This window comes from Candidatus Goldiibacteriota bacterium HGW-Goldbacteria-1, from assembly GCA_002839855.1.
Lineage (GTDB): Bacteria > Oederibacteriota > PGYV01 > PGYV01 > PGYV01 > PGYV01.
Genome location: PGYV01000004.1, coordinates 129,741 through 141,982, shown reverse-complemented (window position 1 = coordinate 141,982; position 12,242 = coordinate 129,741). Strand labels below are relative to the sequence as shown.

Genomic DNA, 12,242 nt, shown 5'->3' with positions numbered 1-12,242 from the left:
GTAACTTGTCAGTTGTAACTTGTCAGTTGTAACTTGTCAGTTGTAACTTGTCAGTTGTAACTTGTCAGTTGTAACTTGTTAGTTGTAACTTGTAACTTGATACTAATTCCATTTGACAAACACGAAACGGATGATAAAATTAAAGCATGTAAAATAATTCAATATGTGGAGGAGGAAAATGAAAATGCATGTGTGGTCACTGTTTTGGGGAGTTTTTTTTATACTTATAGGGATAAGTATAATGCTGAAAGCTTTTGGTATAATACTGCCGCTTTTCAGGATTCTGTTTGCCGCTTTTGTAATTTTTGTGGGAATAAGTATTTTATTTCCGGGAGTTTTCAAGAAATGCTGCGGCATATCGCAGACAGGCAGGGAGACAATGTTTTCTGAAAGCACTATTGAAGGAAATAATATTTCCGGCGAGTATTCAACTATCTTTGGGGCATCAAATATTGATTTAACTAAGGTGGAGCCGGGCGGGGCAAGAATTGAACTTAACGCGGTTTTTGGCGGGGTTAAGGTGAAAATTGACAAGGCAAAACCCTACAAAATAAAGGGAAACGCGGCATTTGGCGGGGTAATGCTTCCAAACGGCAATACTGCGGCTTTTGGAACAACCATTTATGTGACGGATTCTTATAAAGAAGGTTCTCCCGCAATTGAAGTTGAAGCCAATGCGGTGTTTGGCGGGATAGAGATTAGGTAACAGGTTACAGGTTACAGGTAGCAAATAAAAAGTAACAGGTTACAGGTTACAAGTTACAGGTGAAATATTGCAAGTAACAAGTTACAGGTTACAAGTTACAAGTTACAGGTGAAATATTGCAAGTAATAAGTTACAGGTTACAAGTTACAGGTGAAACATTGCAAGTAACAAGTTACAGGTTACAAGTTACAGGTGAAATATTGCAAGTAATAAGTTACAGGTTACAAGTTACAGGTGAGAAACTGCAAGTAATAAGTTACAGGTTACAAGTTACAGGTGAAACAAACCTATAATTTGTAATCTGTAACTTTTTTTATTGTTTACCTGTCACTTGTAAGCTGTCACTTGTAAGCTGTAAGTTGTAAGCTGTAAGTTGTAAGCTGTAAGTTGTAAGCTGTAAGTTGTAAGCTGTAAGTTGTAACCTGTAAGTTGTAACCTGTAAGTTGTAACCTGTAACCTGTAACTTGTAACTTGTAACCTGTAACCTGTAACTTGTAACTTGTAACCTGTCACTTGTAACCTGTCACTTGTAACCTGTAACTTGTAACTTGTAACCTGTAACTTGTTACTTGTAACCTGTAACTTGTAACTTGTAACTTGTAACTTGTTTTTAACACCTCTGTTTTGCATTAAGAAACCCTATGTGTGCCTTTGTAAACGATAACCTATTGACAACAGCCATATAATTGACTTATAATAATTTTATTGAACCGGAAGATGTATAAACTAAAATTATTCTTTAAGGAGGCTTAGAATGGGAGCAACACAGGCAGAAGCAATTGCTGAAAGGCTGAAAAACGAGGCAAAAAGGCTTTATCCGGGGTCACTTATAAGGGTATCACTTGAACCTTATCCAAACGATGACGGTGCGGATGTATATATTTACGCTCCCAGAAAATACTCTGATATGCTTTTAACAAAGCTTAAAGCCGCTAAATTAACATTCCTTAAAGGCACAAAAGTTGACGGCGGAAAAGTTAAGATATTAATGGAAGATATTGAAAATATTTCTCCTGAATTAAAAGAAAAACTTGTTGAAGCAAACAAGTAAAATAAACTGTTTGGCTGAATGGCGGATTAATCAAGGGCGGGGGCCCGCGGTGCCGTCAGGGGGTAAGTAATGAAGCTAAAAAAGAGGGAAAAGCATCTGACAATAATGCTTGTTCCCGACGACAATTCTAAAGTGGTAAGTATCAGATTAAGCGGAATTATTTTCGCCGGGCTTTTATTATTATGGGTGTCCGGAATAGGTGTTTCCGCTTTCATCTTATCAAGGCATGCCAATTACAGGGCCACTATTGAGTACAACAAATACCTTAATCAGAAACATAAGGTTTTCACCGCTGAAATTTTAAAAGCCAGGGAAGCTGTTAAGCGCATTTCAGAGCTTGACGGGCAGCTTAGGGGAATGCTTAAGCTGAAAAGCAGGGAAGGCATAATTAAATACACAGGTTTTGGCGGCCCCACAAATATTGATTCGCAGATGCTTCAAAAACACATTAAAGACAGGGATAGCAGCATAGAGACAGATTCATTTGCGCTTGCCGCCAAATATATAGACGAAGAGTCGCGTAAGTCAGAGCAAAGCTACCAGCAGATAATAAAATATATTACAGAACAGAGGGCAAGGATGACAGCTGTGCCTTCGGGATGGCCTGTTAAGGGCTGGATAACCGCCGGTTTTGGTTCAAGGATGGATCCGTTCACCGGCGCCCTTACATTTCACGAGGGCGTGGACATAGCAAATGATGAAGGCACGCCTATTAAAGCGCAGGCAGACGGCGTTGTGGTGGCGGCAGGTTTTGAACGCGGCTACGGCAATATGGTACTTATAAATCACGCAAATGGATATACCACCCGTTTTGGGCACATGAGAAATTTTGTTGTGACAAACGGGCAGCACATTAAAAAAGGGCAGATACTTGGATACGTGGGAAATACCGGAAGGTCAACCGCGCCGCATCTGCATTATGAAGTAAGGCTTAACGGAGTTGCGGTAAATCCTGTAAAATACATGCGCGAAGAAGTGGCGCTTAATAAATAAGGCGGACAAAATGTTTTCATCATCAAATGTGGCCACTATTATTGCCAGGGATTGTGAAGTAAAAGGCAATGTAAATGCCAAAGGCACAATACGCATAGACGGCAAAGTGGAAGGCAATGTCACAACCGATGCCGGTGTTATAATAGGCGAAAACGCTGTGATAAAAGGCGATGTGGAAGTAAAGTTTGCCGTAATCGCCGGAAAAGTGACGGGCGACGTCATTGCCACTGTCAAACTTGAACTTCTGCACACCGGAAAACTTTACGGCGACATTAAAACTCCAAGGATAGTAATGGCAGAAGGCGTAATATTTGAAGGCAGCTGCGAAATGGAATCTGCGGCGCAGAAATAAAAAACGGTTAATTATTAAAAATATGCGGCCGGCGATATAAGCCGGCTGTTTTTATTTGTAAAATGCTGCGGTTTGCCGCCGCTATAGCTTAACTGCTTAAACTGTTAAGGTGCTATTTTTTAAAAAGGAGAAACAATATGATTAAAGTACGTTTTGCGCCAAGCCCCACAGGATACCTTCACATAGGCGGTGCAAGGACCGCGTTATTTAATTACCTTTTTGCCAAAAGGCAGGGAGGCGTGTTTGTATTAAGAATAGAAGATACCGATAAAGAACGTTCCACAAAAGAGTCGGAACAGGAAATACTTGATTCGTTAAAATGGCTTGGCCTGGACTGGGACGAGGGCCCCGGAAAAAGCGCGGATGATTCCATGTATTACCAGACTAAAAGGCTTGATGTTTATCACAAGCACGCTGAAAAATTAATTGCAGACGGCAAAGCGTATAAATGCTTCTGCACAAAAGAAGAACTTGATGCTGAAAGAAAAAAAGCCGAAGCGGAAAAAAGGGCTTTTAAATACGACAGCAGATGCGCGCTTTTAACACCGGAGCAGGTAAAAGCAAATGAAGCTGCCGGCAAAACATATACCGTAAGGTTAAAAGTGCCAAAAGACGGCGAAGTAATAGTGGAAGACATGATAAGGGGAGACGTAAGGACAGCAAACAGCGTACTGGACGACATGATAATTCTGCGCGCGGACGGCATGCCTATTTATAATTTTGTGGTTGTGGTGGACGACGCGGACATGGGCATCACCCACGTCATACGCGGTGAAGACCACCTTTCAAACACTCCAAAGCAGATACACATGTATAAAGCGCTGGGGTATCAGGTACCAAAATTCGCGCACATCCCCCTGATATTGGGCAGGGATAAAAGCAAGCTGTCCAAAAGGCACGGCGAAACTGCCGTGTTAAACTACAGAAAGATGGGTTACTTAAAAGAGGCAATGGTAAACTATCTGGCATTTCTGGGCTGGTCGCCGGAATCGGGCAAAGACATTATGACAATGGAAGAATTAATATCCGAATTTGACCTTACGCGCGTGCATAAAGCGGGCGCTATGTTTGACGACCAGAAACTTCAGTGGATTAACGGCATGTACATAAGAAAGAAAAGTATTGATGAACTGACAGACCTTTGCATACCGCAGTTAATAAATGACGGATACATAACTGAAGCAGAAGCGGTTTCAAAAAGGGATTATCTGAAAAAAGTGGTCGTGGTACAGCAGGAAAAATTAAAACTTATAAACGAAATTGGAGCGCTGTCGTCATACTTTTTTAAAGATGATGTTGAAATGCAGCCGGAAGCACAAAAGGTATGGGAAAAAAACGCGGAAGAGCGAGTAAAAGTCCTTGAAGTGTTGTTAAAAATAGTTGAAGAGGAAGGCACAGAAGATAAACCAAAAGTTGAAGAACGCGTAAGGGTGGATATGGAAGCTGCGGGCATAAAATCAAAAGTGTACATGCATGTGATAAGGGTCGCGTTAAGCGGCGCCACGCAGGGGCCGGGATTATTTGACCTGATAGAGATTGTGGGAAAAGACAGGTGTATTAAAAGGATTAAAAAGTTAATGGTTTAAAACGGGAGAATATATGAAGAACGCGATTCAAATAATAAAAGACAGGGCTTCGTGGCGCACGTTTAAGGATATGGATATAGAACCGGAAAAGATAAACGCGTTAAGGTCAGCAATTGAAGGGGATAAAACAGGCCCTTTTGGCGCGAAAGTCCGTATGGTACTGGTGGATATAGAAGCTGTGGATGCTGAAAAGGCGATGAAACTGGGAACGTACGGGACAATTGAAGGTGCAAAAGTATTTATTACCGCGGCTGCAGAGAAAAAAGACAAATCGCTTGCGGATGTCGGTTATATTTTTGAAGAGGTGATACTGCTTTGCTCTTCTTTAGGATTGGGTACATGCTGGATGGGCGTAACGTATGATAAAGCGGGTTTCAGCGCCGCGATGAACTTAAAAGAGAATGAAGATTTGATAGCGGTAACGCCTGTGGGTTACGCCGTGGAAAAAAGGCGCCTGAAAGATAAAGCCATGAGGGTCTTTGTAAAATCTGACACGCGTCACCACTGGAACATGATGTTTTTTGAAGATGATTTTACAAAGTCATTAAACAAAGAAGCAGCAGGCAGGTTTGAACAGCCGCTTGAATGCGTAAGGATAGGCCCTTCGGCTTCCAACCAGCAGCCGTGGAGAATTATAAAAGCGGATAATGCGTTTCATTTTTATCTTGAATACACGCCAAAATATAAATTCCAGTTCGGGCAGACAATAGATATTGGAATAGCCATGAAACATTTTGAACTTGCCTGCAATGAACTTGGGATAAACGGAAAGTGGCAGTTTGCCAGGCCGGCAATAGAATGCGGGGAGAAAAAGTATTATTCCACGTACGTCACGGAATAAAATTTAATTTTACGGATAAAATATTAAATCTCTATTCCTCTGTTTATCTTTAATACACTGCCTTCAACCGTGCACATTGCCAATACTTTGCCGTCAAATACGGCTTTGATTACCTCGCCGGGTTTAAAACCAAACCGGTTCTTTAACGCTATCCCGTTTTTTAACATTAATTGCTCCGGGGCGCTTATCTGGGCTTCTTTTACGTTATACAGGGTGTCATTGATGGAAATTATGTGTTTCTGTAAATCTTCAATCGCCGATAATGTCAGGGCGTTGTCGCTGCTGAATTTTCCTATTCTGGTACGCTTTAAATATGAAAGGTGGCCGCAGGTATTAACGGCTTCTGCAAGGTCGCGGGCAAGGCTTCTCATATATGTGCCTGAAGAACACGCCACCCTAAGGCGCGCGGTGGTGTCAATAACCTCCAGCACTTCAATTGAAAATATGTCCACTGCCCTAGGCTCCGGTTTTACTTCTTTGCCGGCGCGGGCAAGTTCGTACAGTTTTTTTCCGTCTTTTTTTATTGCCGAATACGCCGGCGGAATCTGCATGATTTTGCCTGTAAAATCAGCTATTTTTGCGTTTATTTTATCCGCTAAATCCGCGGGCACAGGCAGGGTATTTATCTCTTTGCCCATGGCGTCGTCAGTGTCTGTGGCCGCGCCAAACTGAATCTGCATTTCATACTCTTTGGTATCATCCACATAATCCGCTATTTTGGTAGCGCTGCCCAGAAGCACAACCAGAAGCCCTTCTGCCATCGGGTCAAGGGTGCCGGTGTGGCCTATTTTATTTATTTTGAACTGTTTTTTAACCTGCTCTATGGCCTTAAATGAAGTGGGCCCTTTTTCTTTGTATAAAAGTAAAATTCCGTCCATGTTACCGCCTTGTTGTTTTTTGCAGGGCAAATGATATCACAATAAGTGTAAAGTGGAAAGTACATTTAAACGCTATAGAAGAAGAACCGGATTGTTGTGCGGTATCAATCCCAGAAAAATTTTGTTGTTAGAGAAAAGATGAATACATCTTTAAGATTGTAGTTGTTATATGTGTCAATTACGGGAGTCCACTTGCAGGAAAAATCGTATTTAAAATTATTGGTTTTAAAACCAAGCCCGCCTGTAATAAATAAGTCTTCATATGAAGAATAAAAATCTGCGGTATCTGTAAAATACGGACTGGTTAAATAATAGTCTGATTCTGTTTTACCGGCTCCTAACCTTAGTATAAAGTTATCAATAAATTCTGTTTCTATGCCGGCATATTTGTTGCCTTTGTTTATTTCAATACAGGCTTTAACAGCAGAAGTGGTATATTCAAGCCCAAGGGTCAAACCTGCCGGCACCAATACGCCGTAAACGTTAAGCCATTCGGTCATTCGCCACCTGGCTTTTAGTTCAGCCAGCAGTTTATCTGTAGGGCCATAATAGTCATTTGGTTTTTCATATATTGTTATTCGCGGTGATATTTTAAATAAAAGCTCAAATGAATCTTCGTGTATCCCTGCGCCAAAATCAAAAAATATCTGTTCGAAAATATGTGCGGAATGATAGTTTTGGTGCGAAATGATATCCTGATAAGCTAATAACTTTTTTGTTTCTCCGTGCAGAAAACCGGTATTTAAAGATAAGTTTAATATAGAAAATTGAGATGTAGCACTAAACAAAAAAGTCATAAGCCGGTCTTCGTCTATATGTATTCCGGAATCTAAATATGATTCTCCGGTTCCTGAAATTGCATTCCTATAATCTGAATATTCATATTCACTGTAATATAAATAGTTTGAAGCGCCTATGCCAAAACTGAAATTATTTAAATTCAATATATATTCAATACTTCCGATATTTGAATATTTTGCATCGGATGAAGAAGAACCATTAACTGTGTAAGTTGTGCCGTTATATGAGGAGTAATATGTATGAGGGGAAGGGTGAAACCTGCCGGGTTCGTACTCGCGGTTATATCTCCAGTCAGCTTTAATGATATTATTCTTGTCAAACCAGTAAGTAATTGAATTTGTATCACTGCCGAAAATCATCCTAAGCGGGTCGGGGGAGGTCTGGTAGTTAGCGGATAGGGAGATAACATTCTTTTTTGTCCGTGTCACAAAAGCGGCAGGAAACCCCATATTATAAAGGTCAAAAGTGTTATTGCCGTCTTCAAAGCCATATATAACTGTTCCTAAAGCAAGGCGCTTGGTATAACCGCCTTCCCACCAGTTGTCTAATGTATAAAGCTTAGCGGAATCCTCCGCCAATAATAATGAAGATACGGCAAGCAGAAGCGTCAGTAAAATAGTTTTTTTCAATCCCTAACCCCTTTAATTGTTTTACAGATATTAACATAGATTAAATGTTTTTAATATGGATTTATGCTCTGTTTTGCACAGTTTAGAAACTTGTAAATACCCTTATTTTATGGTATAAAATAAGGTCAGGTTATACGTATGTCCTTTACTATTTATTGGAGGTTTTGATGAAAATTTGCGTGGTAGGAACAGGTTATGTAGGGCTTGTTACAGGCACCTGCATTGCCGACCTTGGAAACGATGTCACATGCGTGGATGTGGATGAGAAAAAGGTTGAAAACCTTAAGAAAAATATCCTTCCCATATACGAACCGGGCCTTGAAGAACTTGTAAAAAGGAACATGAAAAGGCTTAAATTTACCACGTCCATAAAAGAAGGAATGAAAGGCGCGGAAGTAATATTTATCGCGGTAGGCACCCCGCCAAAACATAACGGCGAAGCAGACCTTACGTTTGTAAAAGAAGTGGCAAAAAGCATTGGTAAAAACATGACTGATGACAAGATTATTGTTGATAAAAGCACGGTCCCTATCGGAATGGGCGACCTTGTTGAAAGCATCATAGAGGATAACTATAAAGGCAAAAGCAGGTACGATGTTGTATCGTGCCCGGAATTTTTAAGGGAAGGCAGCGCTATTCATGATTTTATGAACCCGGACAGGGTGGTAATTGGCGCCAAGAAAAAAGACGCGGCTGAAAAAGTTGCCGGGATTTTTGCCCCTTTAAAATGCAAAATAGTGGTAACGGATTTAAGAAGCGCGGAAATGATTAAGTACGCTTCCAACTCGTTCCTTGCCACCAAGATATCTTTCATAAATGAAATAGCAAATATCTGCGAACGCGTTGGCGCCGATGTTTCCACAGTGGCGGAAGTAATGGGGTTTGATAAAAGGATAGGGTCGCAGTTTTTAAACGCGGGCGCGGGCTTTGGCGGGTCGTGTTTTCCCAAAGACGTGGCAGCGCTTATTAACATAGCCCGCAGCGAGGATTACGAGCCCCTTATTTTAAATGCGGTCATGGAAGTAAACAAAATGCAGAAAAAACTCGTCCTTAATAAAATAAAGAGAATGCTTGGCACAGTGGAAGGCAGGGCGATTGGCATACTTGGAATTGCCTTTAAACCCAACACGGATGACATAAGGGAAGCGGTGGCGCTTGATGTAATAAAGTCCCTTTCGGAAAAAGGGTGCAGGATAAAGGCGTATGACCCCGTGGCAATGCCCAACGCGAAAAAAGTTTTAAAGAACGTGACTTTTGTAAAAGACGCGTATCAGGCCGCGGAGAAAGCGGAATGCCTTGTGGTCTTAACCGAATGGAACGAATTCAGGGAGCTTGACCTTAAGAGAATAAAATCGGCGATGAAAAAACCCGTAATTGTTGACGCAAGAAACATATATGACCCTAAAACAGTAAAAAAGCAGGGCTTTGAATATACGGGCATAGGAAGAAATTAATTTAAGGGGTGAAAAATGGCAAAGAATAAAAACAAAGAAAACAGGAAGGCAGCGGTATCAGACGACACAAAGTACACAATGAAGGACTACCTTGTAATAAACGCGATGTTCTGGGCGTTTTTAATTGTCCTGTCAATTGTGGTGTTTATCTCCACCGGCGCCAAGTGGGACGGCGTTATGTCCAGCGTGTTCACTTTTATTTTTCTGGTGTTCGGCATGGGCTTTACAATTGTTTCTATGTTTGATTTTGTTTATGACAGGCTGGCGGATAAAAATGAAGCCAAGTAATTTATTTTTAGCTGTTATATTTTTTATAATGTCCTCCGCGCTTTTCGCGGAAGGCGCGGTTACGCCTGCTGCGCAGCCGGATAATACCGTATTCCAGGAAAAACTTGATGCTGCAAAGAACAGGTCTGATTCAGCTTTAAAAGCGGCTGAAGACGCGATAACAGCCGCGCAGGCAATGAAACAGGAAATGGCCGCGTTAAAGACAGAACTTGAACGGGTAAAAAATCAGCTGGCTATTGCGGATGAAAAAAGCATAGAAACAAGGTCGGCTGTGGCTTCGCTTGCGGGCGTAAAAGAAAGCATTGCCCTGCTTGATGAAAGGTTTATTAAATATAAAGAAAAAGCAGATGTCTATATGAAAGAGTTTTCTGACGTCAAACAGCAGATGGACGCAAGGACCGGCAAAATGCAGAGCTGGGATGACATTATGGGAGTCTTAAGAAAAGAGATTGAAAATAACGAAAGGGAAATTGCAAGGCTAAAAAAAGAGATAAACGGGCTTAAGTCCGCTTATGGTACCGATGACAACGTTCTTAACATGATAGCCAGCTGGCCGTATATAGGGCTGACAGCGCTTGTGGTTTCAATTATTACTTTTGGAGTGGTACTTACCAAATAAAATTACGGGCTTAAAAGCCCAAACGAGAGGATAACATATGTCTTACAGCATGACAGGATGGGGAACATTCCGCGCGCAGGGATATTCCATAAATTTAAGAGGGCTTAATTCAAAGTATAAAGAAGTGGTGCTGCATCTGCCTTCCGAGTTTTTTGCGGCAGAGCCGTATATATACAAATTCCTGAATGAAAAGATAAACAGGGGAAGGATAGACCTGTATGTGAACATAGAAAAGAACAACGCGGCAAAAAAAGTGGAGACAGATGAAAAACTTTTTAAGTCCGCTTACGCGGCTTTAAAGAAACTTTATAAGACCGCGGGCATTAAACAGGAAGTCCCCGCGTCCCTTATCATTGAAAGGGTTGAAGGGATTGTAAAGACAGAAACCGTGGGCGGCGCTTCATACACGTGGGAAAAAGTTAAGCCTTCCATAGAAGATGCTTTTGAAGATTTTATGAAGATGAAAAAGAAAGAAGGAACCCGGCTTCTTGCGGATATAGGCAAAAGGGCCGCTTTTATAGACGCGGAAGCAAAAAAGATAAAAGGGCACTTTGAAACTTTTAAGGAAGAATACATACAGAAAACCCGCGAACGCCTTTCCAAGATACTTGAAGGCAAAGAGGCAAAAAGTTTCTTAAGCCTGGACGTGGTGGAAGCGCTGGACAAACACAACATCACAGAAGAACTGGTGAGGATTAGTTCACACATAAAACAGCTGGAAGTATTTATAAGTTCCGGTGAAGTGGCGGGAAGAAAGATAGATTTTCTGGCGCAGGAACTTTACAGGGAAGTTAACACCATTGCGTCAAAAGTGTCAAACCCCGCGGTTTCTCACAGCGTTATTTCCATAAAAGAGACCACGGAAAAAATAAGAGAGCAGGCGCAGAACCTGGAGTAGCGGCCTGCAACTTTAAGAAGGTGCGGCAATAATGGAGCTTTTGAATTTAGGGTTTGACAACGCGGTGGTGGCATCAAGGGTAATTTCCATAATTGCCGTCAATTCCACCCCGGTCAGGCGCATGATAGAAACGGCAGGAAACGCGGGAAAGTTAATTGACGCCACCCATGGCAAAAAAGTTAAGTCTGTCGTGATTACCGACAGCGGGCATTACATAATATGCGCCATACAGCCGGAAACCCTTGGCGGAAGGCTTGAAAGTGTAAGGCAGGAAAAGAAGCAGTTAAAGGAAGCGCCAAAAGAAAAAATTAAGGAAAAGGAACCGGATAAAAAATGAAAAAAGGGCTTATATTTGTGATATCCGCTCCGTCGGGCGCGGGCAAGACTACGGTTACAAGCGGTTTTTTAAAGAACCGCAGTGATTTCACGGTTTCTGTTTCCGCCACAACAAGGCAGCCGCGGGCGGGCGAAAAAAACGGAGAGCATTATTTTTTCTATACGCAGGATGAATTCAAAAGGCTTATCAGAAAAGGCGAGTTTCTTGAATACGCCAGGGTGCTTGACAATTTTTACGGCACTCCAAAGAAACCCTTAATAAAAAGCACAGAAGAGGGCAAAAATGTAATAATGGATGTGGACATACAGGGCGCTAAAAACCTTAAGAAAAAACTTAAGGACAAATGCGTGACAATTTTTATCATACCGCCTTCCCTGAAAGAACTTGAAAACAGGCTGAAGAACAGAAAGACAGAGTCTGAAGAGGATATGAAAAAAAGGATAGAACTTGGCAAAAAAGAAATGCTTGAAAGAAAAAAGTACGATTACATAATAATAAATGACAGCGTGGAACACGCGGTTAAATACCTTGACTATATAGTCAACCTTGAAATACAGGAAAAAGGAGGCAATAAATGAAGAAGATAGATTTTTCAAGCGAGGATCTTACGGAAAAGATGCCCAACAAGTACGCGGCGGTTATTGTGATTTCAAACAGGGCTAAAGAAATAAGGGAGAATCTTGGTGAGATAGAAGAAAAAGACAGAAAGACCAAACCCCCGGTTATCGCGATAAAAGAATTCAGGGAAGGCAAACTGAAATTTGCTGATTTTGACCTTGATATAATCAACGTGGAAAAAGACAAATAAA

At 41.4% G+C, this 12,242-nt stretch carries 15 protein-coding genes; 13 read left to right on the top strand and 2 right to left on the bottom strand.

All coding sequences use genetic code 11. The annotated features are described in order from the left end of the window. Positions 1–178 precede the first annotated feature (178 nt). The 6 genes from CVV21_04420 (at position 179) to CVV21_04395 (ending at position 5,529) form a co-directional block, all read left to right on the top strand. Positions 179–706, top strand: coding sequence for a hypothetical protein (locus CVV21_04420; protein ID PKL91995.1), 528 nt, complete (start codon positions 179–181; stop codon positions 704–706). Positions 707–1,460: 754 nt separating this feature from the next. Then, a complete protein-coding gene (locus CVV21_04415) occupies positions 1,461–1,757 on the top strand; it encodes a hypothetical protein (protein PKL91994.1) in 297 nt (98 codons plus the stop codon). Positions 1,758–1,826: 69 nt separating this feature from the next. After that, positions 1,827–2,750 (top strand): hypothetical protein, encoded by a 924-nt coding sequence (locus CVV21_04410; protein PKL91993.1) that lies wholly within the window; start codon positions 1,827–1,829, stop codon positions 2,748–2,750. A gap of 10 nt (positions 2,751–2,760) precedes the next feature. After that, positions 2,761–3,102: a cell shape determination protein CcmA gene (locus CVV21_04405; protein ID PKL91992.1), complete on the top strand. Its 342-nt coding sequence runs from the start codon at positions 2,761–2,763 to the stop codon at positions 3,100–3,102. Between the two features lie 137 nt (positions 3,103–3,239). Then, positions 3,240–4,688, top strand: a complete 1,449-nt coding sequence (locus CVV21_04400; GenBank protein PKL91991.1) for a glutamate--tRNA ligase — start codon at positions 3,240–3,242, stop codon at positions 4,686–4,688. Between the two features lie 13 nt (positions 4,689–4,701). Beyond that, a complete protein-coding gene (locus CVV21_04395; GenBank protein PKL91990.1) occupies positions 4,702–5,529 on the top strand; it encodes a nitroreductase in 828 nt (275 codons plus the stop codon). A gap of 23 nt (positions 5,530–5,552) precedes the next feature. Here CVV21_04395 and truB read toward each other — a convergent pair whose 3' ends face one another. Both truB and CVV21_04385 read right to left on the bottom strand, forming a co-directional pair. Then, entirely contained in the window at positions 5,553–6,407 is an 855-nt protein-coding gene (truB, locus tag CVV21_04390; GenBank protein ID PKL91989.1) for a tRNA pseudouridine(55) synthase TruB, read from the bottom strand. A gap of 104 nt (positions 6,408–6,511) precedes the next feature. After that, a complete protein-coding gene (locus CVV21_04385; protein ID PKL91988.1) occupies positions 6,512–7,837 on the bottom strand; it encodes a hypothetical protein in 1,326 nt (441 codons plus the stop codon). A 164-nt stretch (positions 7,838–8,001) separates the two neighbouring features. Between CVV21_04385 and CVV21_04380 the strand changes: the two genes are divergently transcribed. From CVV21_04380 to rpoZ, 7 genes are read left to right on the top strand one after another with little or no spacing between them, the layout of a single operon-like run. Further along, positions 8,002–9,291: a UDP-glucose 6-dehydrogenase gene (locus CVV21_04380; GenBank protein ID PKL91987.1), complete on the top strand. Its 1,290-nt coding sequence runs from the start codon at positions 8,002–8,004 to the stop codon at positions 9,289–9,291. A 15-nt stretch (positions 9,292–9,306) separates the two neighbouring features. Next, positions 9,307–9,579, top strand: coding sequence for a hypothetical protein (locus CVV21_04375; protein ID PKL91986.1), 273 nt, complete (start codon positions 9,307–9,309; stop codon positions 9,577–9,579). Then, positions 9,566–10,198: a hypothetical protein gene (locus CVV21_04370; GenBank protein PKL91985.1), complete on the top strand. Its 633-nt coding sequence runs from the start codon at positions 9,566–9,568 to the stop codon at positions 10,196–10,198. The genes CVV21_04375 and CVV21_04370 overlap by 14 nt, the downstream gene beginning before the upstream one ends. Positions 10,199–10,235: 37 nt before the next feature. Further along, positions 10,236–11,096 carry a YicC family protein gene (locus CVV21_04365; protein PKL91984.1) on the top strand — a complete coding sequence of 287 codons (861 nt, stop codon included), beginning with the start codon at positions 10,236–10,238 and terminating at the stop codon, positions 11,094–11,096. Positions 11,097–11,127: 31 nt separating this feature from the next. Further along, a complete protein-coding gene (locus CVV21_04360) occupies positions 11,128–11,433 on the top strand; it encodes a hypothetical protein (protein PKL91983.1) in 306 nt (101 codons plus the stop codon). Then, the gene (locus tag CVV21_04355; protein ID PKL91982.1) at positions 11,430–12,011 is read left to right on the top strand and encodes a guanylate kinase; all 582 of its coding nucleotides are present in this window, start codon (positions 11,430–11,432) and stop codon (positions 12,009–12,011) included. Before CVV21_04360 ends, CVV21_04355 begins: the two co-directional genes overlap by 4 nt. Next, entirely contained in the window at positions 12,008–12,241 is a 234-nt protein-coding gene (rpoZ, locus tag CVV21_04350) for a DNA-directed RNA polymerase subunit omega (GenBank protein PKL91981.1), read from the top strand. Before CVV21_04355 ends, rpoZ begins: the two co-directional genes overlap by 4 nt. The last annotated feature ends 1 nt before the right edge of the window (position 12,242 follow it).

Bases quoted from the DNA above. Each gene is read 5' to 3' on its own strand.
- CVV21_04365 (PKL91984.1), top strand. From the start codon at position 10,236: ATGTCTTACAGCATGACAGGATGGGGAACATTCCGCGCGCAGGGATAT.
- truB (PKL91989.1), bottom strand. From the start codon at position 6,407: ATGGACGGAATTTTACTTTTATACAAAGAAAAAGGGCCCACTTCATTT.
- CVV21_04370 (PKL91985.1), top strand. From the start codon at position 9,566: ATGAAGCCAAGTAATTTATTTTTAGCTGTTATATTTTTTATAATGTCC.
- CVV21_04395 (PKL91990.1), top strand. From the start codon at position 4,702: ATGAAGAACGCGATTCAAATAATAAAAGACAGGGCTTCGTGGCGCACG.
- CVV21_04410 (PKL91993.1), top strand. From the start codon at position 1,827: ATGAAGCTAAAAAAGAGGGAAAAGCATCTGACAATAATGCTTGTTCCC.
- CVV21_04360 (PKL91983.1), top strand. From the start codon at position 11,128: ATGGAGCTTTTGAATTTAGGGTTTGACAACGCGGTGGTGGCATCAAGG.
- CVV21_04400 (PKL91991.1), top strand. From the start codon at position 3,240: ATGATTAAAGTACGTTTTGCGCCAAGCCCCACAGGATACCTTCACATA.
- CVV21_04415 (PKL91994.1), top strand. From the start codon at position 1,461: ATGGGAGCAACACAGGCAGAAGCAATTGCTGAAAGGCTGAAAAACGAG.
- rpoZ (PKL91981.1), top strand. From the start codon at position 12,008: ATGAAGAAGATAGATTTTTCAAGCGAGGATCTTACGGAAAAGATGCCC.
- CVV21_04375 (PKL91986.1), top strand. From the start codon at position 9,307: ATGGCAAAGAATAAAAACAAAGAAAACAGGAAGGCAGCGGTATCAGAC.
- CVV21_04355 (PKL91982.1), top strand. From the start codon at position 11,430: ATGAAAAAAGGGCTTATATTTGTGATATCCGCTCCGTCGGGCGCGGGC.
- CVV21_04420 (PKL91995.1), top strand. From the start codon at position 179: ATGAAAATGCATGTGTGGTCACTGTTTTGGGGAGTTTTTTTTATACTT.
- CVV21_04405 (PKL91992.1), top strand. From the start codon at position 2,761: ATGTTTTCATCATCAAATGTGGCCACTATTATTGCCAGGGATTGTGAA.